Source organism: Streptomyces ambofaciens ATCC 23877 (assembly GCF_001267885.1).
In the GTDB taxonomy this organism is placed as follows: Bacteria; Actinomycetota; Actinomycetes; order Streptomycetales; family Streptomycetaceae; genus Streptomyces; species Streptomyces ambofaciens.
Window position 1 is genome coordinate 4930298 of sequence record NZ_CP012382.1, and the last position, 19766, is coordinate 4950063.

Annotated in this window: 23 protein-coding genes and 1 riboswitch; of the genes, 13 read left to right on the forward strand and 10 right to left on the reverse strand. The window is 71.9% G+C overall.

Translation table 11 applies throughout. From position 1 onward, the window contains the following. Window positions 1–3 precede the first annotated feature (3 nt). The 4 genes from SAM23877_RS22070 to SAM23877_RS22085 all read left to right on the forward strand — a co-directional run bounded on the left by SAM23877_RS22070 (window position 4) and on the right by SAM23877_RS22085 (window position 4728). Window positions 4–1188: a glutathionylspermidine synthase family protein gene (locus tag SAM23877_RS22070; RefSeq protein ID WP_053135947.1), complete on the forward strand. Its 1185-nt coding sequence runs from the start codon at window positions 4–6 to the stop codon at window positions 1186–1188. Between the two features lie 98 nt (window positions 1189–1286). Continuing rightward, window positions 1287–1375, forward strand: a riboswitch (ZMP/ZTP riboswitch). A gap of 35 nt (window positions 1376–1410) precedes the next feature. Next, window positions 1411–2862 (forward strand): glycine hydroxymethyltransferase, encoded by a 1452-nt coding sequence (locus SAM23877_RS22075; protein WP_053135950.1) that lies wholly within the window; start codon window positions 1411–1413, stop codon window positions 2860–2862. Between the two features lie 96 nt (window positions 2863–2958). Next, window positions 2959–3972 (forward strand): tryptophan--tRNA ligase, encoded by a 1014-nt coding sequence (gene trpS / locus SAM23877_RS22080; protein ID WP_053142744.1) that lies wholly within the window; start codon window positions 2959–2961, stop codon window positions 3970–3972. A gap of 177 nt (window positions 3973–4149) precedes the next feature. Continuing rightward, a complete protein-coding gene (locus tag SAM23877_RS22085) occupies window positions 4150–4728 on the forward strand; it encodes a 2'-5' RNA ligase family protein (protein WP_053135953.1) in 579 nt (192 codons plus the stop codon). A gap of 6 nt (window positions 4729–4734) precedes the next feature. Here SAM23877_RS22085 and dprE2 read toward each other — a convergent pair whose 3' ends face one another. Then, complete coding sequence (dprE2, locus tag SAM23877_RS22090; protein WP_053135957.1) at window positions 4735–5490, reverse strand: decaprenylphospho-beta-D-erythro-pentofuranosid-2-ulose 2-reductase; 756 nt, start codon at window positions 5488–5490, stop codon at window positions 4735–4737. Between the two features lie 16 nt (window positions 5491–5506). Continuing rightward, entirely contained in the window at window positions 5507–6898 is a 1392-nt protein-coding gene (dprE1, locus tag SAM23877_RS22095; protein ID WP_053135960.1) for a decaprenylphosphoryl-beta-D-ribose oxidase, read from the reverse strand. A gap of 133 nt (window positions 6899–7031) precedes the next feature. On the opposite strand from dprE1, the gene SAM23877_RS22100 reads away from it, so the two are divergent. From SAM23877_RS22100 to SAM23877_RS22115, 4 genes are read left to right on the forward strand one after another with little or no spacing between them, the layout of a single operon-like run. Further along, on the forward strand, window positions 7032–7541 hold the full coding sequence (locus tag SAM23877_RS22100) for a phosphatase PAP2 family protein (RefSeq protein ID WP_053135962.1): 510 nt from the start codon (window positions 7032–7034) through the stop codon (window positions 7539–7541). Further along, window positions 7534–8484 carry a decaprenyl-phosphate phosphoribosyltransferase gene (locus tag SAM23877_RS22105; protein ID WP_053135964.1) on the forward strand — a complete coding sequence of 317 codons (951 nt, stop codon included), beginning with the start codon at window positions 7534–7536 and terminating at the stop codon, window positions 8482–8484. Before SAM23877_RS22100 ends, SAM23877_RS22105 begins: the two co-directional genes overlap by 8 nt. Beyond that, entirely contained in the window at window positions 8478–8963 is a 486-nt protein-coding gene (locus SAM23877_RS22110; protein ID WP_053135967.1) for a GtrA family protein, read from the forward strand. The genes SAM23877_RS22105 and SAM23877_RS22110 overlap by 7 nt, the downstream gene beginning before the upstream one ends. Beyond that, window positions 8951–9889, forward strand: coding sequence for a YihY/virulence factor BrkB family protein (locus tag SAM23877_RS22115; RefSeq protein ID WP_235614603.1), 939 nt, complete (start codon window positions 8951–8953; stop codon window positions 9887–9889). The genes SAM23877_RS22110 and SAM23877_RS22115 overlap by 13 nt, the downstream gene beginning before the upstream one ends. On the opposite strand, the gene SAM23877_RS22120 is transcribed toward SAM23877_RS22115, so the two are convergent. Next, entirely contained in the window at window positions 9837–11117 is a 1281-nt protein-coding gene (locus SAM23877_RS22120) for a D-alanyl-D-alanine carboxypeptidase family protein (protein ID WP_053135973.1), read from the reverse strand. The two genes, SAM23877_RS22115 and SAM23877_RS22120, sit on opposite strands and share 53 nt — an antisense overlap. A 91-nt stretch (window positions 11118–11208) precedes the next feature. Here SAM23877_RS22120 and SAM23877_RS22125 point away from each other — a divergent pair, with 91 nt between their 5' ends. Next, window positions 11209–11448, forward strand: coding sequence for an SCO4848 family membrane protein (locus tag SAM23877_RS22125; RefSeq protein WP_053135976.1), 240 nt, complete (start codon window positions 11209–11211; stop codon window positions 11446–11448). Window positions 11449–11484: 36 nt separating this feature from the next. Further along, a complete protein-coding gene (locus tag SAM23877_RS22130; protein WP_053135982.1) occupies window positions 11485–12894 on the forward strand; it encodes a metallophosphoesterase in 1410 nt (469 codons plus the stop codon). Here the strand turns inward: SAM23877_RS22130 and SAM23877_RS22135 are convergent. From SAM23877_RS22135 to SAM23877_RS22150, 4 genes are all read right to left on the reverse strand, one after another. Next, window positions 12880–13656: a TetR/AcrR family transcriptional regulator gene (locus tag SAM23877_RS22135; protein WP_053135985.1), complete on the reverse strand. Its 777-nt coding sequence runs from the start codon at window positions 13654–13656 to the stop codon at window positions 12880–12882. The two genes, SAM23877_RS22130 and SAM23877_RS22135, sit on opposite strands and share 15 nt — an antisense overlap. Before the next feature lie 11 nt (window positions 13657–13667). Then, window positions 13668–14150: a thiol-disulfide oxidoreductase DCC family protein gene (locus SAM23877_RS22140; RefSeq protein ID WP_053135989.1), complete on the reverse strand. Its 483-nt coding sequence runs from the start codon at window positions 14148–14150 to the stop codon at window positions 13668–13670. 4 nt (window positions 14151–14154) lie between these two features. Continuing rightward, on the reverse strand, window positions 14155–14562 hold the full coding sequence (locus SAM23877_RS22145; protein WP_053135992.1) for a hypothetical protein: 408 nt from the start codon (window positions 14560–14562) through the stop codon (window positions 14155–14157). 151 nt (window positions 14563–14713) lie between these two features. Then, the gene (locus SAM23877_RS22150) at window positions 14714–15124 is read right to left on the reverse strand and encodes a VOC family protein (protein WP_053135995.1); all 411 of its coding nucleotides are present in this window, start codon (window positions 15122–15124) and stop codon (window positions 14714–14716) included. 167 nt (window positions 15125–15291) lie between these two features. Here SAM23877_RS22150 and SAM23877_RS22155 point away from each other — a divergent pair, with 167 nt between their 5' ends. The 3 genes from SAM23877_RS22155 (at window position 15292) to SAM23877_RS22165 (ending at window position 16626) form a co-directional block, all read left to right on the forward strand. Next, window positions 15292–15741, forward strand: a complete 450-nt coding sequence (locus SAM23877_RS22155; RefSeq protein WP_053135999.1) for a TM2 domain-containing protein — start codon at window positions 15292–15294, stop codon at window positions 15739–15741. Then, window positions 15734–16153 carry a DUF2752 domain-containing protein gene (locus tag SAM23877_RS22160; RefSeq protein WP_079030354.1) on the forward strand — a complete coding sequence of 140 codons (420 nt, stop codon included), beginning with the start codon at window positions 15734–15736 and terminating at the stop codon, window positions 16151–16153. Before SAM23877_RS22155 ends, SAM23877_RS22160 begins: the two co-directional genes overlap by 8 nt. A 206-nt stretch (window positions 16154–16359) precedes the next feature. Further along, the gene (locus SAM23877_RS22165) at window positions 16360–16626 is read left to right on the forward strand and encodes a TM2 domain-containing protein (RefSeq protein WP_053136002.1); all 267 of its coding nucleotides are present in this window, start codon (window positions 16360–16362) and stop codon (window positions 16624–16626) included. A 100-nt stretch (window positions 16627–16726) separates the two neighbouring features. Here the strand turns inward: SAM23877_RS22165 and SAM23877_RS22170 are convergent, their stop codons facing one another. Genes SAM23877_RS22170 through SAM23877_RS22180 form a run of 3 tightly spaced genes read right to left on the reverse strand, consistent with a single transcriptional unit; the run spans window position 16727 to window position 19762 of the window. Continuing rightward, on the reverse strand, window positions 16727–17500 hold the full coding sequence (locus SAM23877_RS22170; RefSeq protein WP_053136005.1) for a succinate dehydrogenase iron-sulfur subunit: 774 nt from the start codon (window positions 17498–17500) through the stop codon (window positions 16727–16729). Then, window positions 17500–19254 carry a succinate dehydrogenase flavoprotein subunit gene (gene sdhA, locus SAM23877_RS22175; protein ID WP_053136007.1) on the reverse strand — a complete coding sequence of 585 codons (1755 nt, stop codon included), beginning with the start codon at window positions 19252–19254 and terminating at the stop codon, window positions 17500–17502. The genes SAM23877_RS22170 and sdhA overlap by 1 nt, the downstream gene beginning before the upstream one ends. A 19-nt stretch (window positions 19255–19273) precedes the next feature. Further along, on the reverse strand, window positions 19274–19762 hold the full coding sequence (locus tag SAM23877_RS22180) for a succinate dehydrogenase hydrophobic membrane anchor subunit (protein WP_053136010.1): 489 nt from the start codon (window positions 19760–19762) through the stop codon (window positions 19274–19276). Between the last annotated feature and the right edge of the window lie 4 nt (window positions 19763–19766).

Below are 19766 nucleotides of genomic sequence, written 5' to 3' on the forward strand. Positions count from 1 at the left end.
GTCATGGAACGCCGCACCACCACGCCCCGCCCCGACTGGCAGCGGACCGTGGAGGAGCAGGGGTGCGTCTACCCCCTGACCCGCCACCCCGACGACTCCCTGCGCCCCTACTGGGACGAGAGCGCGTACTACGTCTTCTCCCTCCAGGAGGTCGAGGCGCTGGAGGAGGTCGTCGAGGAACTCCACCGCATGTGCCTGGCGGCGGCCGAGCACATCGTCACCACCGACCGCTTCGCCGACCTCGGCATCACCGACCCGCGCGTGGTCCGGGCGGTCACCGAGGCCTGGCACCGCCGCGCCGAACTCCCCTCGGTGTACGCCCGGTTCGACCTGCGCTACGACGGCACCGGGCCCGCCAAGCTGCTGGAGTACAACGCCGACACCCCGACCTCCCTCGTCGAGGCCGCCTCGCCCCAGTGGTTCTGGATGGAGGAGCGGTTCCCCGGTGCCGACCAGTGGAACTCCCTCCACGAGCGGCTCGTCGACGCCTGGAAGAAGCAGGCCTCGCTCCTGCCGCCGGGCAGCCCGCTGTACTTCGCGCACTCCGAGGCCGACGAGCTGGGCGAGGACCTGATGACGGTCGCCTACCTCAAGGAGACCGCCGAGCAGGCGGGCCTGGAGACCGAGTGGATCTCCATGGAGGAGATCGGCTGGGACCGCCTCTCCGGCCGCTTCGTCGACACCAGGCTGCGCTTCATCCGCAGCGTCTTCAAGCTCTACCCCTGGGAGTGGCTCACCACCGACCGCTTCGCCGACCACGTCCTGGACACCCTCGACAACGGCGGCGGCACCGGCACCACCCTGTGGATCGAGCCCGCCTGGAAGATGCTGCTCAGCAACAAGGCGCTGCTGGCCGTCCTCTGGGAGCTCCACCCCGGCCACCCCAACCTCCTCCCCGCCTACCTGGACGGCCCGAGGGACCTGGCCCGCACCACGGGTCACGTGGCCAAGCCCCTGCTGGGCCGGGAGGGGGCCGGCGTCACGATCCACCGCCCCGGCACGCAGGCGCCCCCGCGCACGGAGGCCTGCTGCTACCAGCAGCTGGCCCCCCTCCCGGACTTCGACGGCAACCACGTCGTGCTCGGCGCGTGGGTGGTGGAGAACGAGGCGGCCGGCCTGGGCATCAGGGAGTCGAGCGGCCTGGTCACGGACGAGTACGCCCGCTTCCTGCCGCACGTGATCCTCTGACCCGCCCCGCAGGGGAGCGGCGGGGAACCGCGCGGCCGGCCGCGACGCAGCCGCGGTCCGCCACGGACGGCGACCGGCGGAGGCCTTCCGGTAGCCTGGCCTCGGGCCGTGACTGGCGCGCTGGGATGGGACCAACCATCGGGGAGCGGCCCGCGAAGAACAAGTGCCGTGCGCCTGGGCCGTCCGTACCGTGAACGCTGAACGCAACGTCCGGAGGTCCCCATGTCCGCCGAGCAGTCGCTCACCCCCGAGTCCACCGCCTACCGCGCCGCCCTCGACGTCATCCGCGCGGTCGAGCCGCGCGTGGCCGACGCGATCGGCCAGGAGGTCGCCGACCAGCGCGAGATGCTCAAGCTGATCGCCTCCGAGAACTACGCCTCCCCGGCCACGCTCCTGACCATGGGCAACTGGTTCAGCGACAAGTACGCCGAGGGCACCGTCGGCCGCCGCTTCTACGCCGGCTGCCGCAACGTCGACACCGTCGAGTCGCTGGCCGCCGAGCACGCCCGCGAGCTCTTCGGCGCCCGGCACGCCTACGTCCAGCCGCACTCCGGCATCGACGCCAACCTCGTCGCCTTCTGGGCCGTCCTCGGCGCCCGCGTCGAGGTGCCCTTCCTGGAGAAGGCCGGCGCCCGCCAGGTCAACGACCTGACCGACGCCGACTGGGCCGAGCTGCGGAGCGCCTTCGGCAACCAGCGGATGCTCGGCATGTCCCTGGACGCCGGCGGCCACCTCACCCACGGCTTCCGCCCGAACATCTCCGGCAAGATGTTCGACCAGCGCTCCTACGGCACCGACCCGGCGACCGGCCTCATCGACTACGAGGCCCTGCGCGCCTCGGCCCGCGAGTTCAAGCCGCTGATCATCGTCGCGGGCTACTCCGCGTACCCCCGGCTGGTGAACTTCCGGATCATGCGCGAGATCGCCGACGAGGTCGGCGCGACCCTCATGGTCGACATGGCCCACTTCGCCGGCCTCGTCGCGGGCAAGGTCCTCACCGGCGACTTCGACCCGGTCCCGCACGCCCAGATCGTGACGACGACCACCCACAAGTCGCTGCGCGGCCCGCGCGGCGGCATGGTCCTGTGCGACGACTCCCTCAAGGACCAGGTCGACCGCGGCTGCCCGATGGTCCTCGGCGGTCCGCTCCCGCACGTCATGGCCGCCAAGGCCGTCGCCCTCGCCGAGGCCCGGCAACCCGCGTTCCAGGACTACGCCCAGCGCATCGTCGACAACGCCCGCGCCCTCGCCGAGGGCCTGATGAAGCGCGGCGCCACCCTGGTCACCGGCGGCACCGACAACCACCTGAACCTGATCGACGTGGCGTCCTCCTACGGCCTCACCGGCCGCCAGGCCGAGGCCGCCCTCCTCGACTCCGGCATCGTCACCAACCGCAACGCGATCCCGGCCGACCCGAACGGCGCCTGGTACACCTCCGGCATCCGCATCGGCACCCCGGCACTGACCACGCGCGGTCTGGGCACGGCGGAGATGGACGAGGTGGCCGGCCTCATCGACCGCGTCCTCACCACCACCGAGGCGGGCACCACCAAGTCGGGCGCCCCGTCCAAGGCCGCCCACGTCCTGGACGAGAAGGTGGCCCGGGAGATCGCCCAGCGCGCCACGGACCTGGTCCAGGGCTTCCCCCTGTACCCGGAGATCGACCTCGGCTGAGCCGGCCAGGGGCGCGGGGAACCGCGCGACCGGCCACCCACGGTCCGCGGTTCCCCACGCACAGAACCCCCCGAGCTCTCTGAGAGAATGGTGGGCATGGCGAATGACCGACCTCGTGTGCTCTCCGGAATCCAGCCCACCGCAGGCTCGTTCCACCTCGGCAACTACCTCGGTGCCGTCCGCCAGTGGGTGGCCCTGCAGGAGACCCACGACGCGTTCTACATGGTCGTCGACCTGCACGCGATCACGGTTCCGCAGGATCCGAAGGAGCTGCGCGCCAACACCCGGCTCGCCGCCGCGCAGCTGCTGGCCGCCGGGCTGGACCCGGACCGCTGCACGCTCTTCGTCCAGAGCCACGTGCCCGAGCACGCCCAGCTCGCCTGGGTCATGAACTGCCTCACCGGTTTCGGCGAGGCCGGCCGCATGACCCAGTTCAAGGACAAGTCCGCCAAGCAGGGCGCCGACCGCGCCACCGTCGGCCTGTTCACGTACCCGGTCCTCCAGGTCGCGGACATCCTGCTCTACCAGGCCAACGAGGTCCCGGTCGGCGAGGACCAGCGCCAGCACATCGAGCTGACCCGCGACCTGGCCGAGCGCTTCAACGGCCGCTTCGGCGAGGCCTTCACCGTCCCCTCCGCGTACATCCTCAAGGAGACGGCGAAGATCTTCGACCTCCAGGACCCGTCGATCAAGATGAGCAAGTCGGCGTCGACGCCGAAGGGCCTGATCAACCTCCTGGACGAGCCGAAGGCGACCGCGAAGAAGGTCAAGAGCGCCGTCACCGACACGGACACCGTGATCCGCTTCGACCCGGTGGACAAGCCGGGCGTCAGCAACCTGCTCTCCATCTACTCGGTGCTCACCGGTGCGGGCGTCGCCGAGCTGGAGGAGAAGTACGCCGGCAAGGGCTACGGCGCGCTCAAGACGGACCTCGCCGAGGTCATGGTCGAGTTCGTGACCCCCTTCCGGGAGCGCACCCAGCAGTACCTGGACGACCCGGAGACGCTCGACTCGATCCTGGCCAAGGGCGCGGAGAAGGCACGTGCCGTCGCCGCGGAGACCCTCGCCCGGACGTACGACATGGTGGGCTTCCTGCCCGCCAAGCACTGAGCGCGGCCTCGCACCTCAGTACTGATCCCCGGACACCCGTGCGCCCCGGTACGCCGTCGTAGCGCTGCACATCACTCCGGTTGCGCCTGCCCAGGGCACGGCCGTGGCCTTACAGTCGATAGCCGGGTGTCCTGCACCGCGACACACAACGAGCGACACGGAACGACAGGAGACGACGTGGGGACCGTAACGATCGGCGTGTCGATCGCGGTCCCGGAGCCTTACGGCAGCGAGCTCCAGCAGCTGCGCGCGGGCTTCGGCGACGCCGCTGCTCACGGTATCCCCACGCACGTCACCCTGCTGCCGCCGACCGAGGTCGACGGCGCCGTGCTGCCCGCGATCGAGGTCCACCTCGCGGAGGTCGCGGCGCGCGGCCGGCCCTTCCCGATGCGGCTGTCCGGGACCGGGACCTTCCGCCCGCTGTCGCCGGTGGTCTACGTCCAGGTGGTCGAGGGCGCCGCGGCCTGCTCCTGGCTGCAGAAGCGCGTCCGGGACGCCTCCGGGCCGGTCCCCCGGGAACTGCAGTTCCCGTACCACCCGCACGTCACCGTCGCGCACGGCATCGAGGAGGCGGCGATGGACCGCGCCTACGAGGAGCTGTCCGACTACGAGGCCCAGTGGCCCTGCACCGGGTTCGCGCTCTACGAGCAGGGCGCCGACGGGGTGTGGCGCAAGCTGCGGGAGTTCCCCTTCGGCAGCGCCACGGTGCCGCCGCAGACGGGACGCGTGGAGAGCGGCTCCCTGCCCGCCAGATAGCCCCGCTCAGACCGGCAGCCGCCGGAACACGGCCCGTGGCAGGTGCCGCAGCGCCGACATCACCACCCGCAGCGCGCCGGGCACCCACACCGTCTCCGAGCGCCGCCGCAGCCCCAGCTCGATCGCCGTGGCGACCGCCTCGGGCGTCGTGGCCAGCGGCGCCTCGTCCATCCCCGCGGTCATCCGCGACCGTACGAACCCGGGGCGCACGACCATGACGTGCACGCCCGTGCCGTACAGCGCGTCGCCGAGGCCCTGGGCGAAGGCGTCCAGGCCGGCCTTGCTGGAGCCGTAGATGAAGTTGGCGCGGCGGGCCCGCTCGCCGGCCACGGAGGAGAGCACCACCAGGGAGCCGTGGCCCTGGGCCTGGAGGGCGCGGGCGCTGACCAGCCCGGCCGAGACCGCGCCGGTGTAGTTGGTCTGCGCCACCCGCACGGCGTTCAGCGGCTCGCGCTCGTCGTGGGCCTGGTCGCCCAGGATGCCGAAGGCGAGCAGCACCAGATCGACGTCGCCCTCGGCGAAGACCTTGCCGAGCACCGCCTCGTGGGACTCGGGATCGAGCGCGTCGAAGGCGACGGTGCGCACCTCGGCGCCGAGGCCGCGCAGCTGCTCGGCCGCACCGTCCAGGGCGGGGGAGGGGCGGCCGGCCAGCCACACCGTGCGGGTGCGGCGGGCGACCAGACGGCGCGCGGTGGCGAGCGCGATCTCGGACGTGCCGCCGAGGACGAGAAGGGACTGGGGGATGCCGAAGGCGTCCTTCACTACAGCTCCTGATTGCCTAGAGGTGGAGGCGGCGGGCCAGGTCGGACACGAACACCCCGCGCGGGTCCAGCTCCGCCCGCAGTGCACGGAAGTCGTCCAGCCGCGGGTACATCGCGTCGAGCAGTTCGGGCCGCAGCCGGGAGTCCTTGGCGAGGTAGACCCGGCCGCCGGCCCGGGCGACCTCCTCGTCGAGGTCGTCGAGGAACGCGCCGAGGCCCGGCAGCCCCGCCGGGATGTCCAGGGCGAGGGTCCAGCCGGGCACCGGGAAGGACAGCCATCCCGGATCGGCGTCCCCGAACCGCTTGAGGACGGCCAGGAAGGACGGGCAGCGCTGCTCCGAGATGCGCCGCACGATCCGGCGCAGGGCGTCCTCGCGTCCGTGGCCGACGACGAACTGGTACTGCACGAAGCCGCCGCGGCCGTAGACCCGGTTCCAGTGCGGGACACCGTCCAGGGGGTGGAAGAACGTGGAGATCCGCTGGAGCTGGCCGGTGCGCCGGCGGGGGGCCCGGCGGTACCAGAGCTCGTTGAACAGGCCCACCGTCGTCCGGCTGAGCAGGCCGTCGGGGACGAGGTCGGGAGCGGCCGGCAGCCGGGAGGTGCGGAAGGCCAGTGGCGCCCGGCGCGCCCGCCCGCCCTCGGGCAGCGCGTCCAGCGGGGCGTGGTCGCCGCGGGTGAGCACCGCCCGACCGGTCGCCGCGCCGCGGGCGAGGAGGTCGATCCAGGCGACCGAGTAGCGGTAGCGGTGGTCCGTGGCGGTGAGGCGGGCCATCAGGTCGTCGAGGTCGGTGGCGCGCTCGGTGTCGACCGACATCAGCGAGGTCCGGACCGGCTGGAGCCGCACGGTCGCGGTGAGGATCACGCCGGTCAGGCCCATGCCGCCGGCGGTGGCGTCGAACAGGGGCGTGCCCTGCTCCACGGTGCGGACCCGGCCGTCGGCGGTGAGCAGCTCGAACGCCGGCACGTGCCGGGCGAAGGACCCCGACACGTGGTGGTTCTTGCCGTGGATGTCCGCGCCGATCGCCCCGCCGACCGTCACGTAGCGGGTGCCGGGCGTCACCGGCACGAACCAGCCGAGCGGCAGCAGGACCTCCATCAGCCGGTGCAGGGAGACGCCCGCGTCGCACAGCACGGTGCCGTTGTCGGCGTCGATGGCGTGGATGCGGTCCAGGCCCGTCATGTCGAGCACGGCGCCGCCCGCGTTCTGCGCGGCGTCCCCGTACGCCCGTCCCAGGCCCCTCGGGATGCCGCCGCGGGCTCCGCACTCCCGTACGGCGTCGGCGGCCTCCTGGTACGTCCGGGGGCGGATCAGCCGGGCGGCCGTGGGCGCGGTGCGGCCCCAGCCGGTGACCGGTCCCCAGGTGGTGTCGGGGCCCTCTTCGGCGGCGGGAACGGTGTCGGCAGACATGCCGGTGACCGTATCGCCCTCATGCGAACGATTAGTTCCAAAACATCCCGGTCGTACCCGAAACGGGTGATTAATGGTATGTCGCTCGATCATGCCGGACTTCGCACGGCGTCGGCGTGAACAGTGAGGACACATGGACGACCTCGACGACATGGACCACCGGATCGTGACGGCGCTCAGAGCCTGCGGCACGGACCCGCGCGTGGCCGGTGCCGCGCGCGCCCTGTCCTGGGCCGGGGAGCACGGAGCGCTGTGGCTCGCGGCGGGCCTCGCCGGAGCCGCCGTGGACGGCGCGCGACGCGGCGCCTGGCTGCGCGGTACGGCGCTCACCGCGGGCGCGCACCTCGTCAGCATGGGAGTCAAGCGGGTCGTGCGCCGCCCGCGCCCCGCCCACGTCGTGCCCCTGGTGCGCACCGCCGGCCGGCACTCCTTCCCCAGCTCCCACGCCGCCTCGGCGACGGCGGCCGCCGTCGCCTTCGGCGCGCTGGGCATCGGCGCCGTCCGGCCGCTCGCCGCCGCCGTGTGCGTCTCCCGGCTGGTCGTCGGCGTCCACTACCCCTCGGACGTGGCGGCGGGCGCGGCCCTGGGCGCGCTCACCGCCCGGCTCGGCGCCGACTGGATGCGCGGAGGCACCCGTGACTGAGACGGCGGTCCTGCGGCAGCGCGCACCCGAACGGCGGCGGGACCCCGCCCCGCCCCGCCGGAAAGGGCTGCTGCCCGGTCTGCTCAGGACCGCGCGCCCCCGCCAGTGGATCAAGAACGTCCTGGTCGTCGCCGCCCCGGCCGCCGCCGGCGAGCTGTTCCTCCGGCACACGCTGATCCAGCTCGCCCTGGTCTTCGTCCTGTTCACCGCCTGCGCGGCCGCCGTCTACCTCGTCAACGACGCCCGGGACGCCGAGGCCGACCGCGCCCACCCCGTCAAGCGGCACCGCCCGGTCGCCGCCGGCCAGGTCCCGGTGCCGGTCGCCTACGCCGTCGGGGGCGCCCTCGGCGTCCTCGCGCCCCTCGCCGCCGCCTGGCTGTGCACGCCGGCCGTCGCCGCCCTGCTGACCGCCTACCTCGCGATGCAGCTGGCGTACTGCGTCACCCTCAAGCACGTCCTCGTCGTCGACCTCGCCGTCGTCACCACCGGCTTCCTGATGCGGGCGATGATCGGCGGACTCGCGCTCGGCATCCCCCTGTCGCGCTGGTTCCTCATCACCACCGGCTTCGGCGCGCTGTTCATGGTCTCCGCCAAGCGCTACTCCGAAGCCGTCCAGATGGCCGGGAAGGCGGGCGCCACGCGCGCGCTGCTCACCGAGTACACCACCGGCTACCTCCGCTTCGTCTGGCAGCTCGCGGCCGGCGTCGCCGTCCTCGGCTACTGCCTGTGGGCCATGGAGGAGGGCGGCGTCCCGCACACCAGCGTGCTGCCCTGGCGCCAGCTGTCCATGGTCGCCTTCATCCTCGCCGTCCTGCGCTACGCCGTCTTCGCCGACCGCGGCACCGCCGGCGAACCCGAGGACGTCGTCCTGCGCGACCGGGCGCTCGCGCTGATCGGCGTCGCGTGGCTGGCGATGTACGGCCTGGCGGTGGCCAATTGGTAGCCGCCCGCACCCCGGGCACCCGACGCGAACTGGCCGGCTTCGCCGCCGCCGGGCTCCTCGCCTACGCCGTCGACCTCGGCCTCTTCACGGTCCTGCGCGGCCCGGCCGGACTCGACCCGCTCACCGCCAAGGCCCTGTCCTTCCTCGCCGGCTGCTCCGTGGCGTACGCGGGCAACGCGCTCGGCACCTACCGGCACAGCCGCCCGCGGGGCCTGCGCCCCTACGCCGTGTTCTTCGCGGTGAACGCCGCCGGCGCCGCCGTGCAACTGCTCTGCCTGGCCGTCAGCCACTACGGCCTCGGCCTCACCTCGCAGCGCGCCGACACCGTCTCCGGCGCGGTCGTCGGCATGTTCCTGGCCACGCTTCTGCGTTTCTGGGGCACAAGAACCCTGGTGTTCCGCACCGGCCCCGCGACCGGCGGCGGATCGGGATCATGGAACGAGGGAACCGGGGGCAGAGTCGGATCATGGACTGGCTGAAGAAGCTCCCCGTCGTGGGGCCGTGGCTGGCACGGCTGATGGCCACCCACGCCTGGCGCTCCTACGAGCGGCTGGACCGCGTGAAGTGGACGCGGCTGGCCGCCGCCATGACCTTCACCAGCTTCCTCGCGCTCTTCCCGCTGCTCAGCCTGGCCGCCGCCGTCGCCGCCGCCACGCTCGGCAAGGAGCAGCAGGACCGGCTCCAGGACAAGATCGCCGAACAGATCCCCGGCATCTCCGACCAGCTGAACATCCAGGGCCTGATCGACAACGCCGGCACCGTCGGCCTGATCTCCGGCGCCCTGCTGCTGTTCACCGGCATCGGCTGGGTCGACGCCACCCGGGGCTGTCTGCGCGCCGTCTGGGAGCTGCCCGACGAGGAGGAGAACCCGGTCATGCACCGGGTCAAGGACGGGGGCGTCCTCGTCGGACTCGGCGGCGCCCTCCTGGTCACCGTGGCCATCTCCACCGTCGCCTCGGCCCTGGTCGGCTGGATCATCCACCGGCTCGGCATCGCCGAGGGCGGCTTCGGCGGCGTCCTCCTCTACGTCGCCGCGTTCGCCGTCGCCGTGCTCGCCGACTTCCTCCTGCTGCTGTACGTCCTGACCCTGCTCCCCGGCGCCAAGCCGGAGCGCCGCCGCCTGGTGGTGGCCGCGCTGATCGGCGCGATCGGCTTCGAACTGCTGAAGCTGCTGCTCAGCGGCTACATGCAGGGCGTCGCCGGAAAGAGCATGTACGGCGCCTTCGGCGTCCCCGTCGCCCTGCTGCTGTGGATCAACTTCACCTGCAAGCTCGTGCTGTTCTGCGCCTCCTGGACGGCGACGGGCAGCAAGGAGCAGGAGCTCGGCGACCAGGAGGACGGGGAGCAGGACGTCACGGGCGGGTCCGGCGACGGACCAGGTCCGGCAGCGGCCATTTCCGGTTGATCAGGAACACGCCGCCCGCGAGCAGCACCAGCAGTCCGCCGGCGATGCCGGCCGCGATGCCGACCCCGCCGGAGCCGTCCGCGGTCGGGGCGCCCGCCACCGGCTTCGTGCCCGCCGCGCCCTTCCCGGTGCCGCCGGCCTCCCCGGCGGCGCCGTCGCCCGGCTCGGGGCTGGCCTGCGCGGCGCTCCTCGGCGGCACCAGCTCGCCGACCGGCTCCACCTTGCCGGCCGCCTTGAAGCCCCAGTCGAACAGGCGGGCGGTCTCCTTGTAGACCTCGTTGTGCTCGTCCTTCGCCGGGTTCATGACCGTGACCAGCAGCACCTTGCCGCCCTGCTCGGCGACGCCGGTGAAGGTGGAGCCCGCGTTGGTGGTGTTGCCGTTCTTCACGCCCGCGATGCCCGGGTAGACGTCCATGTCCGAGTCGCCGGACAGCAGCCTGTTGGTGTTCTGGATCTCGAAGGGCTTGCGGGAGGTCTTGCCCTTCTTGTCCTTCTTCGTCTCGCCCGGGAACTTGGCGCTGACCGTCGACGCGTACTCGCGGAAGTCCTTCTTCTGGAGCCCGGAGCGGGCGAACAACGTCAGGTCGTACGCGGAGGAGACCTGCTCCGGGGCGTCGTAGCCGTCGGGGCTGACGACGTTCGTGTCGAGGGCCTGGAGCTCCTCGGCGTGGTCGTTCATCTCCGCCACGGTGCTCTCGACGCCGCCGTTCATCGCGGACAGCACGTGCACGGCGTCGTTGCCGGACCGCAGGAAGACGCCGAGCCACAGGTCGTGGACGGTGTACGTCTCCTCCTCCTTGATGCCGACCATGCTCGACCCGGCACCGACGTCCGCCAGATCGGAGGGGACGACCTTGTGCTTGGTCGTCTTCGGCCACTTCGGCAGCAGTGTGTCAGCGAACAGCATCTTCAGCGTGCTCGCCGGGGCCAGCCGCCAGTGCGCGTTGTGCGCGGCGAGCACGTCGCCGGACTCGGCGTCGGCCACGATCCAGGAACGGGCGGTGAGGTCCTTCGGCAGCACGGGCGCCCCACCCGCCAGGGAGACCTGCGTGCCGGGCTTCCCGAGCCGTGCGCCGCCCACGGTCGACATCGACGCGGGCGGAGCGGCCGACGGGCTCGCCGAGGGACTCGGGGCGGCCGTCGCGCCGGGCGCGAGGGCGGCGAGAGCGGTCAGGGCGGCGGAGGTGACCGTCAGGGCGCGCCTGGCGGTCTTCTTGGGTGCGGGCACGAGCGAGAACGTACCTCCCGGGACCGGCGCGGTCCTACCCCCCTTCCCACCCCGCGCACGGATCCGGACACGGTGCGGCGATACTGAAACCATGAAGCTCAGCCGCCCCGTCTCCTGGTTCCTGCTCGCTTTCGGGGTGTGGAGCTGGATCATCTGGATCACTTTCGTCAAAAACCTGGTCAAGGACGGCAGCGGGCTCGCCTTCGAGGACGGCGACCCCACGGCGTACTTCTGGGTGCACCTGCTGCTCGCCGTCGTGTCCTTCGTATTGGGGACGGTCGTCGGGGTCATCGGGTTGCGTGGACTGCGCGCACTGCGCCGAACGTCATAGGCGTCGAGGACGTCACAACTGAGGGGAATCGACGGCATGGTGGTCGTCTTCGCGCTTGTCGCGCTGGCCGTGGTGAGCGTCCTCGTGACGGCGAACTGGTACGTGTGGCGGCGCCTGTTCCGCGACACGACCCGGGGCTCCGGCCCGGTGCGCCGTATCGGCGCGGTGGTGATCGCCGGCGGCTGGGTGCTGGCGGTGGCCGCGCTGGTCGCCGAGCGTGCGGGCGCGCCCTTCTGGCTCCAGCGCGTCCTGGCCTGGCCCGGCTTCCTGTGGATGGCCCTGTCGATCTACCTGCTGCTGGCGCTGCTGGTGGGCGAGGTCGTCCGTCCGCTGCTGCGGCGGTTCCTGGAGCGTCGGGCGGCCCGGCGGCCGGCCGCGGGGGAGGCGGGACCGGGGACGGCACAGGCGCCCGGTGCGGACACCGAGCGCATACCGGCGGGAACGGCCCCCCGCGCGGAGGCCGCGACCGAGGAGGCCGCGCGCGAGGGCGCCGCGCGCCATGAGGCCCCGCCCGAGGAGGCCGCGCCCACCTCGGCGCAGGGCCCCGCACCGGACACCGACCTGTCCGGCACCACGCCCGACGTCGGCTCCGGCGGCCGGCCCGAGAGCCCTCTGGCCCTCCCCTCCCGCCGTCTCTTCGTCTCCCGCGTCGTCGCCGGCGCCGCCGCCGCGGCGGCCGTGGGGACGGTCGGCTACGGCACGTACGGCGTCCTGAACGGCCCGACGGTGAAGCGGGTGACCGTGCCGCTGGCCAAGCTCCCGCGCGCGGCGCACGGCTACCGCATCGCCGTCGTCAGCGACATCCACCTCGGCCCGGTGCTCGGCCGGGGCTTCGCGCAGAAGGTCGTCGACACCATCAACTCCACGCAGCCCGACCTGATCGCCGTTGTCGGCGACCTGGTCGACGGCAGCGTGAAGGACCTCGGCCCGGCGGCGGCCCCGCTGGCCCAGCTGCGGGCGAGGCACGGCGCGTACTTCGTCACCGGCAACCACGAGTACTTCTCCGGCGCCGAACAGTGGGTCGCCGAGGTACGGCGGCTCGGCCTGCTGCCGCTGGAGAACGCCCGCACCGAGCTGCCCCACTTCGACCTGGCCGGCGTCAACGACGTGGCGGGCGAGGACGAGGGCCAGGGCCCCGACTACGACCGGGCCCTCGGCGACCGGGACCGGACCCGCGCGTGCGTGCTCCTCGCCCACCAGCCGGTGCAGATCCACGACGCCGTCGACCACGGCGTGGACCTCCAGCTCTCCGGCCACACCCACGGGGGCCAGCTCTGGCCCGGCAACCTCATCGCGGGCGCCGCCAACCCCACCCTGGCGGGCCTGGAGCACTACGGCGACACGCAGCTCTACGTCAGCCGCGGCGCGGGCGCCTGGGGCCCGCCCACGCGTGTGGGGGCGCCCTCGGACGTCACGGTGATCGAGCTGGCCTCACTGCGGGCCTGAGGGGTCCCCTGCGGCGGTGTCCCGCGAGGGTGCCGCCTTCTTCGCCGGGTCCGGCAGCGCCTTGGTCATCCCCGGCAGGAAGTCCGTGAACAGCTCGTGCACCTCGCGCACCAGCGGGCGCAGTACCCGGAAGCGGGCCAGGGCCACACCCCGCGCGGTCAGCCGGGCACCGCGCTCGGCGAGGCGGTAGCTGCGCTCGCGCCCCTCCGTCCGGTCGAAGATCCAGTACAGGACCAGACCCATCTGGGAGAGCCACAGCAGCTCGGGCAGGATGTCCCGCAGTTCCGCGGGCACCTTGGTCCTCGTCCCGGCCAGCACCGAGCGGTGGACGCTGATGGCCTCCACGCGCGCGTGCTCCGACTCGGGGGAGAAGGGGCTGAGCGGGCTGTCCGGATCGGCCGCGTTCTTGAAGAACTGCACCGCGAACTCGTGGTACGGCGTGGCGATGTCCAGCCAGACCTTCAGCACGCCCGCCAGCCGGGACTCCAGGTCGGTCTCCTTGGCCAGCACCTCCCGGACCGCCGCCTGGTGCTCGGCGGCGATCCGGTCGTAGAAGCCCTGGATCAGGTGCTCCTTGCCGGCGAAGTAGTAGTACGCGTTGCCGACGGAGACCCCGGCCTCCTGGGCGATGGCCCGCATGGTGGTCCGGTCGTAGCCGCGTTCCTGGAACAGCCGCATGGCCGTCTCCAGGATCAGCGCGCGGGTCTGCTCGGACTTGCTGAGGGGGGCACCGTCGTCGGGGCCGTCGTTCTTCGCAGGCACGGGACCAGAGCCTAACGAGTGGCGCAGGTGCCGTCGTCACAGCCGGGGCCCGTGTACATCCACCCGTGGCCCGGCTCGTAGACCCAGCCGTCGGCGCGACGGTAGCCGTTGCCGCCCCACCGGCCCGCCCGGCGCCACTTGGCGGCGGCCAGCACGGCGCCCCTGGCCAGCTTCGCCCCGGCGGGCGTGCCGAGCCGGTGGGCGAGCGGCCGGTGCTCGCGCAGCGCCCACAGGACGACGATCCAGGCGGCGGCGCCCCGGTACACCTGCCCGGCGTCGCCGACCACGGTGACCTCCTCCAGGGAGGTGCCGTGGTCGAGCCCCGGGAAGCGCCGGCGCGCCTCGTCCGACCCGGCCGGGACCAGCTCCAGCGGCACCAGCCGCGGCTGCCGCAGCAGCCAGTCCCGTACGTGGGTGCACAGGGAGCACTCGGCGTCGTAGAGGACGGTGAGCCGGCGCACGGGGGCGCCGGCCGTCCCGGGAGCGGGAGCCATCGGCTCAGGCCCCGGCCGTCGGGGCCACCCAGCCCTGCGGCGGGACCGGCGGCACCTGCTCCCGCTCCATCACCCCGCGCCGCCGGATGCGGTTGAGCACGTACACGTTGCCGAGGTGCATCACGCCGAGCACCAACAGCACCACGCCGAGCTTGGTCGACAGCGCCTCGAAGACGCCCCGGGTGTCGACGATGGTCTCGTCGTCGCTCAGGTAGAGGGCGACGAAGCCGAGGTTGACGAGGTAGAAGCCCACCACCAGGAGGTGGTTGACGGCGTCGGCGAGCTTCTCGTTGCCGTGCAGCACGTCGGAGAGGAAGACCCGGCCGTTGCGGCTGAGCGTGCGGGCCACCCAGATGGTCAGACCGATGCTGACCAGCAGGTAGATGACGTAGGCGATGACGGTGCGGTCCATGCCCCACCCCTTCTTGAACGCGTTCAAAACGCTGACGGGGATGACTCTAGACCCGTTTTTGAACACGTTCAAGCGAGAGGCGGGGAAGGCTGGGCGAACGGGCGGACGGGTGGACGGGTGGACGGGCCGAGTCGGGGGAGGAGGGGCCGCCTCAGAGGCGGCGGGCCAGCTCGGGCCGCTTGGAGTAGTCCGTGAGGCCGACGACGTTGCCCCAGGGGTCGGCGAACTCGACGGTCCAGCCGGTGGCGACGGAGAAGGGCTCGTCGAGCGGCTCCACCCCGGCGTCGCGCAGCGCCCGGGACGCGGTGCGGGCGTCCGACACCTCCAGCCACACCCGCGCGGAGGGCCACAGCGGCGGCCGCCGCCCGAACTCCTCCTCGGCCCGCAGCAGGAGGCCCGGCGTCTCGCCGCCGGCCTTCAGCAGGGCGATCCCGGCCTCGTCGAGCCGGAAGGCGACCGGGAAGCCGGCCCGCTCGTAGAAGTCGACGGCCGCACCGAGGTCCCCGACGGGCAGCAGGACGTTGTCGAACCCGAGCAGTTCGTACGACTCATGATCTGACATGACGTCACATTAGGTGTGCGGGGCGCGAACCGGGCGCAAGCGGCGGCGGGGCGGCGGCGCGGTCACTCGTTGGGGCGGACGGCCTTCCCGGGCCCCGACTTCTCTTTGTCCTTCCGGTCCTGCAATATGACCGGCAGTTTCCCGCGACGTCCAGGAGTGACACCACTGTGAGCGAGCAGCCGCAGCAGCCGTCCCAGCCGCCCGGTTACGGCTACCCGAACCAGGGCCCCGGCCCGGCCGATCAGGCCGGTCAGGCCGGCCCCTACGGCTACCCGCAGGGTGCCTACCAGCAGCCCGGTCACCAGCCGCCGCCCGGCGGCTACCAGGCGCCGGGCTACCAGCAGGCGCCCGGGTACTACGCCCCCGACCCCAACGTGCCCTTCGGCTACGACCCCTACGGTCGCCCGTACTCGGACAAGTCGAAGATCGTCGCCGGTATCCTCCAGCTCTTCCTCGGCACCTTCGGCATAGGCCGCTTCTACGTCGGCAACGTCGGCATGGGCATAGCCCAGTTGCTCACCTGCGGCGGCCTGGGCTTCTGGGCGCTGGTCGACGGCATCATCTACCTGGTCAGCAACGACCGTACGGACGCCCAGGGGCGGATCCTGCGTGGCTGAGGCGGCTCGTCCCGCACCACCCGGCCGGCGGCGCCTGCCGCGGCACCCGGCGGCGGCACCCCTCGCGGTGCTCGTCGCGGGCGCCGCGGGCGCCGGCTACCTCTGGGCCACCGACCCGCACGAGCCCGGACACCTGCTGCCGCAGTGCCCGTTCCGCTACGTCACCGGCCTGCTGTGCCCGGCCTGCGGCGGCACCCGCATGACGTACGACCTGATGCACGGTCACTTCGCGGCCGCCTGGCTGGACAACCGGGCCCTGCTGCTGGCCGCGCCGTTCGCGCTGGCGCTGTGGGGGCGCTGGACGGTGGAGGGGCTGCGCGGCCGTCCCTACCGGCCCCGGATCGCCCCGTGGGCCCAGGCGTCGATCCTGCTGGCGGCGGTGGCCTGGACGGTCACCCGCAACGTCGTATGAGCAACGCGGATCACGAAATGGGAACGTTGGATCATAATATTTCCCAACCGGCCCGCTCGTCTCCTACGCTTCCTCACGCACAGGGGGGGACGGCCACGTCACTGACGTGAGCCGCCGTGCGTCGAGCGTGCGATCAGCGGTGTTCCCTCCTGGGCCGCCGGGGCTCTCCGCCCCGGACCGTCCCACATCTCCCCAGGAGCACCACCATGACCGTCCCCCCGAACGCCGCCGCTCCCTACGGTGTCGACCCGCAGGGCCGTCCGTACTCGGACAAGTCGAAGATCGTCGCCGGTATCCTCCAGCTCTTCCTGGGCACCCTGGGCATCGGCCGCTTCTACGTGGGTTCCGTCGGCGTGGGCGTGGCTCAGCTGCTGACCTGCGGTGGCCTGGGCGTCTGGGCGCTGATCGACGGCATCATGTTCCTGGTCAGCAACGACCGCACGGACAAGGAAGGCCGCCCGCTGCGCGGCTGACGCCCCGTCACCCGGGCGGCGCCGCCGCCCGCGACGCGGAACGGCCGAGGGCCCCGATCGACGTGATCGGGGCCCTCGGCCGTGGCGGTGGAACGGCGGATCAGAAGCGGCGCGTGATGAGCGCCCGCTTCACCTCCGCGATCGCCTTGGTGACCTCGATACCGCGCGGGCAGGCGTCCGTGCAGTTGAAGGTCGTGCGGCAGCGCCAGACGCCGTCGCGGTCGTTCAGGATCTCCAGCCGCTGCTCGCCGGCCTCGTCGCGCGAGTCGAAGATGAAGCGGTGGGCGTTGACGATCGCCGCCGGGCCGAAGTACTGCCCGTCGTTCCAGAACACCGGGCACGAGGACGTGCAGGCGGCGCACAGGATGCACTTCGTCGTGTCGTCGAAGCGCTCGCGGTCCTCGGCGGACTGGAGACGCTCACGCGTCGGCTCGTTGGTGTCCTTCGTGATCAGGAAGGGCATCACGTCCCGGTACGCCTGGAAGAACGGCTCCATGTCGACGACCAGGTCCTTGAGGACCGTCAGGCCCTTGATGGCCTCGACCGTGATCGGCTTCTCGGGGTTGATGTCCTTGATCAGCGTCTTGCAGGCGAGCCTGTTCTTGCCGTTGATCCGCATGGCGTCCGAACCGCAGATGCCGTGCGCGCAGGAGCGGCGGAAGGTGAGGCTTCCGTCCAGGTCCCACTTGATCTTGTGCAGCGCGTCGAGGACGCGCTCCTTCGGGTCGATCTCCAGCTGGAAGTCTTCCCAGGCGGCCTCCGCCGAGACCTCCGGGTTGAACCGCCGGACGCGGAAGGTGACCGTGATGTACGGGGAGTCGGCGAAGCCGGGCTCGGGGGCCTTGTCGCTCTTCTCCATGACAGGGGTAGCCATCAGTACTTACGCTCCATCGGCTGGTAGCGGGTCTGGACGACCGGCTTGTAGTCGAGCCGGATGGACTCGGCGCCGTCGTCGCCCACCTCGCGGTACGCCATGGTGTGGCGCATGAAGTTGACGTCGTCGCGGTTGGGGAAGTCCTCGCGGTAGTGACCGCCGCGCGACTCCTTGCGGGCGAGCGCGGACACCGCCATGACCTCGGCCAGGTCGAGCAGGTTGCCCAGCTCGACGGCCTCCAGCAGGTCGGTGTTGAAGCGCCGGCCCTTGTCCTGGATCGACACGTTCTTGTAGCGGGCGCGCAGCTCGCCGATCTTCTCGACGGCCGTCTTGATCGTCTGCTCGGTGCGGAACACCATGACGTTGGCGTCCATGCACTCCTGCAGCTCGCGGCGGAGCTCGGCCACCCGCTCGGTGCCGGTGGAGGCGCGCAGCCGCTCGATCTGCCCGACGACCAGGGACGCCGGGTCCTCCGGCAGCTCGACGAAGTCCGCCTTCTGGGCGTACTCCGCGGCGGCGATGCCGGCCCGCTTGCCGAAGACGTTGATGTCCAGCAGCGAGTTGGTGCCCAGGCGGTTGGCGCCGTGCACGGACACGCAGGCCACCTCGCCGGCCGCGTACAGGCCGGGCACGACGGTCGTGTTGTCCGCCAGCACCTCGCCCTCGACGTTGGTCGGGATGCCGCCCATGGCGTAGTGCGCGGTGGGCTGGATCGGGATCGGGTCCGTGTAGGGCTCGATGCCGAGGTAGGTCCGCGCGAACTCCGTGATGTCGGGCAGCTTGGCGTCCAGCTGCTCCGGCGGGAGGTGCGTGAGGTCCAGGTAGACGTGGTCGCCCTCGGGACCGCAGCCGCGGCCCTCGCGGATCTCCGTGTAGATGGAGCGCGAGACGACGTCGCGCGAGGCGAGGTCCTTCATGACCGGCGCGTACTTCTCCATGAAGCGCTCGCCGTCCTTGTTGCGGAGGATGCCGCCCTCACCGCGGGCGCCCTCCGTCAGCAGGATGCCCATGCGCCAGATGCCGGTCGGGTGGAACTGGAAGAACTCCATGTCCTCCAGCGGCAGTCCGCGCCGGTACACGGCCGCCTGGCCGTCGCCGGTGAGCGTGTGCGCGTTGGACGTCACCTTGAAGAACTTGCCGGTGCCGCCGGACGCGTAGATCACGGACTTCGCCTGGAAGACGTGGATCTCGCCGGTCGCCAGTTCGTAGGCCACCACACCGGCGGACTTCTTGACGCCGTCGACCTCGGTGATCAGCTGGTCCAGGACGTAGAACTCGTTGAAGAACTCCACGCCCTCCTTGACGCAGTTCTGGTACAGCGTCTGGAGGATCATGTGGCCGGTGCGGTCGGCCGCGTAGCAGGAGCGGCGGACCGGGGCCTCGCCGTGGTTGCGGGAGTGACCGCCGAAGCGGCGCTGGTCGATCGTCCCGTTCGGCGTCCGGTTGAACGGCAGGCCCATCTTCTCCAGGTCGAGGACCGAGTCGATGGCCTCCTTCGCGAGGATCTCGGCGGCGTCCTGGTCGACCAGGTAGTCACCGCCCTTGACCGTGTCGAAGGTGTGCCACTCCCAGTTGTCCTCCTCCACGTTGGCCAGCGCCGCGGCCATGCCGCCCTGCGCGGCGCCCGTGTGGGAGCGGGTGGGGTAGAGCTTCGTCAGCACGGCGGTGCGGCTGCGCTTCGTCGACTCGATGGCCGCGCGCATGCCGGCGCCACCGGCGCCGACGATGACGGTGTCGTACTTGTGTACCTTCATGATTTTCGCAGCCCCGTGCCTAGCGGATGTTCGGGTCGAAGGTGAAGATCACCAGCGTGCCCAGCAGGATGGTGAACACCGTGGCGGTGTAGAGCAGGCCCTTGAGCCACAGGCGCGTGTTCGGGCGCTCCGCGTAGTCGTTGATGACCGTGCGCAGGCCGTTCGCGCCGTGCAGCATCGCGAGCCAGAGCATCAGGAGGTCCCAGACCTGCCAGAAGGGCGAGGCCCAGCGGCCCGCCACGAAGGCGAAGCCGATCTTCGAGACACCGCCGTCCAGCACCAGCTGGATGAGCAGGTGCCCGATGACCAGGACGACCAGCACCACGCCGGACAGGCGCATGAAGAGCCAGGCGGCCATCTCGAAGTTGCCGCGCGTGGACTTGGGGGACTTCTTGGTCCGCTTGCGGGGCGGCTCGATCAGCGGCGCCGGGTTGTCCACGGTGTAGACCGAGGCGCCCGCGCCCTCGACGGGGCCGATGCCGGAGGGGGTGGTTTCAGTGGTCGACATGTGC

Bases quoted from the DNA above. Each gene is read 5' to 3' on its own strand.
- SAM23877_RS22070 (WP_053135947.1), top strand. From the start codon at position 4: ATGGAACGCCGCACCACCACGCCCCGCCCCGACTGGCAGCGGACCGTG.
- SAM23877_RS22075 (WP_053135950.1), top strand. From the start codon at position 1,411: ATGTCCGCCGAGCAGTCGCTCACCCCCGAGTCCACCGCCTACCGCGCC.
- trpS (WP_053142744.1), top strand. From the start codon at position 2,959: ATGGCGAATGACCGACCTCGTGTGCTCTCCGGAATCCAGCCCACCGCA.
- dprE1 (WP_053135960.1), bottom strand. From the start codon at position 6,898: ATGTCTGCCGACACCGTTCCCGCCGCCGAAGAGGGCCCCGACACCACC.
- SAM23877_RS22100 (WP_053135962.1), top strand. From the start codon at position 7,032: ATGGACGACCTCGACGACATGGACCACCGGATCGTGACGGCGCTCAGA.
- SAM23877_RS22115 (WP_235614603.1), top strand. From the start codon at position 8,951: ATGGACTGGCTGAAGAAGCTCCCCGTCGTGGGGCCGTGGCTGGCACGG.
- SAM23877_RS22125 (WP_053135976.1), top strand. From the start codon at position 11,209: ATGAAGCTCAGCCGCCCCGTCTCCTGGTTCCTGCTCGCTTTCGGGGTG.
- SAM23877_RS22130 (WP_053135982.1), top strand. From the start codon at position 11,485: ATGGTGGTCGTCTTCGCGCTTGTCGCGCTGGCCGTGGTGAGCGTCCTC.
- SAM23877_RS22140 (WP_053135989.1), bottom strand. From the start codon at position 14,150: ATGGCTCCCGCTCCCGGGACGGCCGGCGCCCCCGTGCGCCGGCTCACC.
- SAM23877_RS22145 (WP_053135992.1), bottom strand. From the start codon at position 14,562: ATGGACCGCACCGTCATCGCCTACGTCATCTACCTGCTGGTCAGCATC.
- SAM23877_RS22150 (WP_053135995.1), bottom strand. From the start codon at position 15,124: ATGTCAGATCATGAGTCGTACGAACTGCTCGGGTTCGACAACGTCCTG.
- SAM23877_RS22165 (WP_053136002.1), top strand. From the start codon at position 16,360: ATGACCGTCCCCCCGAACGCCGCCGCTCCCTACGGTGTCGACCCGCAG.
- SAM23877_RS22170 (WP_053136005.1), bottom strand. From the start codon at position 17,500: ATGGCTACCCCTGTCATGGAGAAGAGCGACAAGGCCCCCGAGCCCGGC.
- sdhA (WP_053136007.1), bottom strand. From the start codon at position 19,254: ATGAAGGTACACAAGTACGACACCGTCATCGTCGGCGCCGGTGGCGCC.
- SAM23877_RS22180 (WP_053136010.1), bottom strand. From the start codon at position 19,762: ATGTCGACCACTGAAACCACCCCCTCCGGCATCGGCCCCGTCGAGGGC.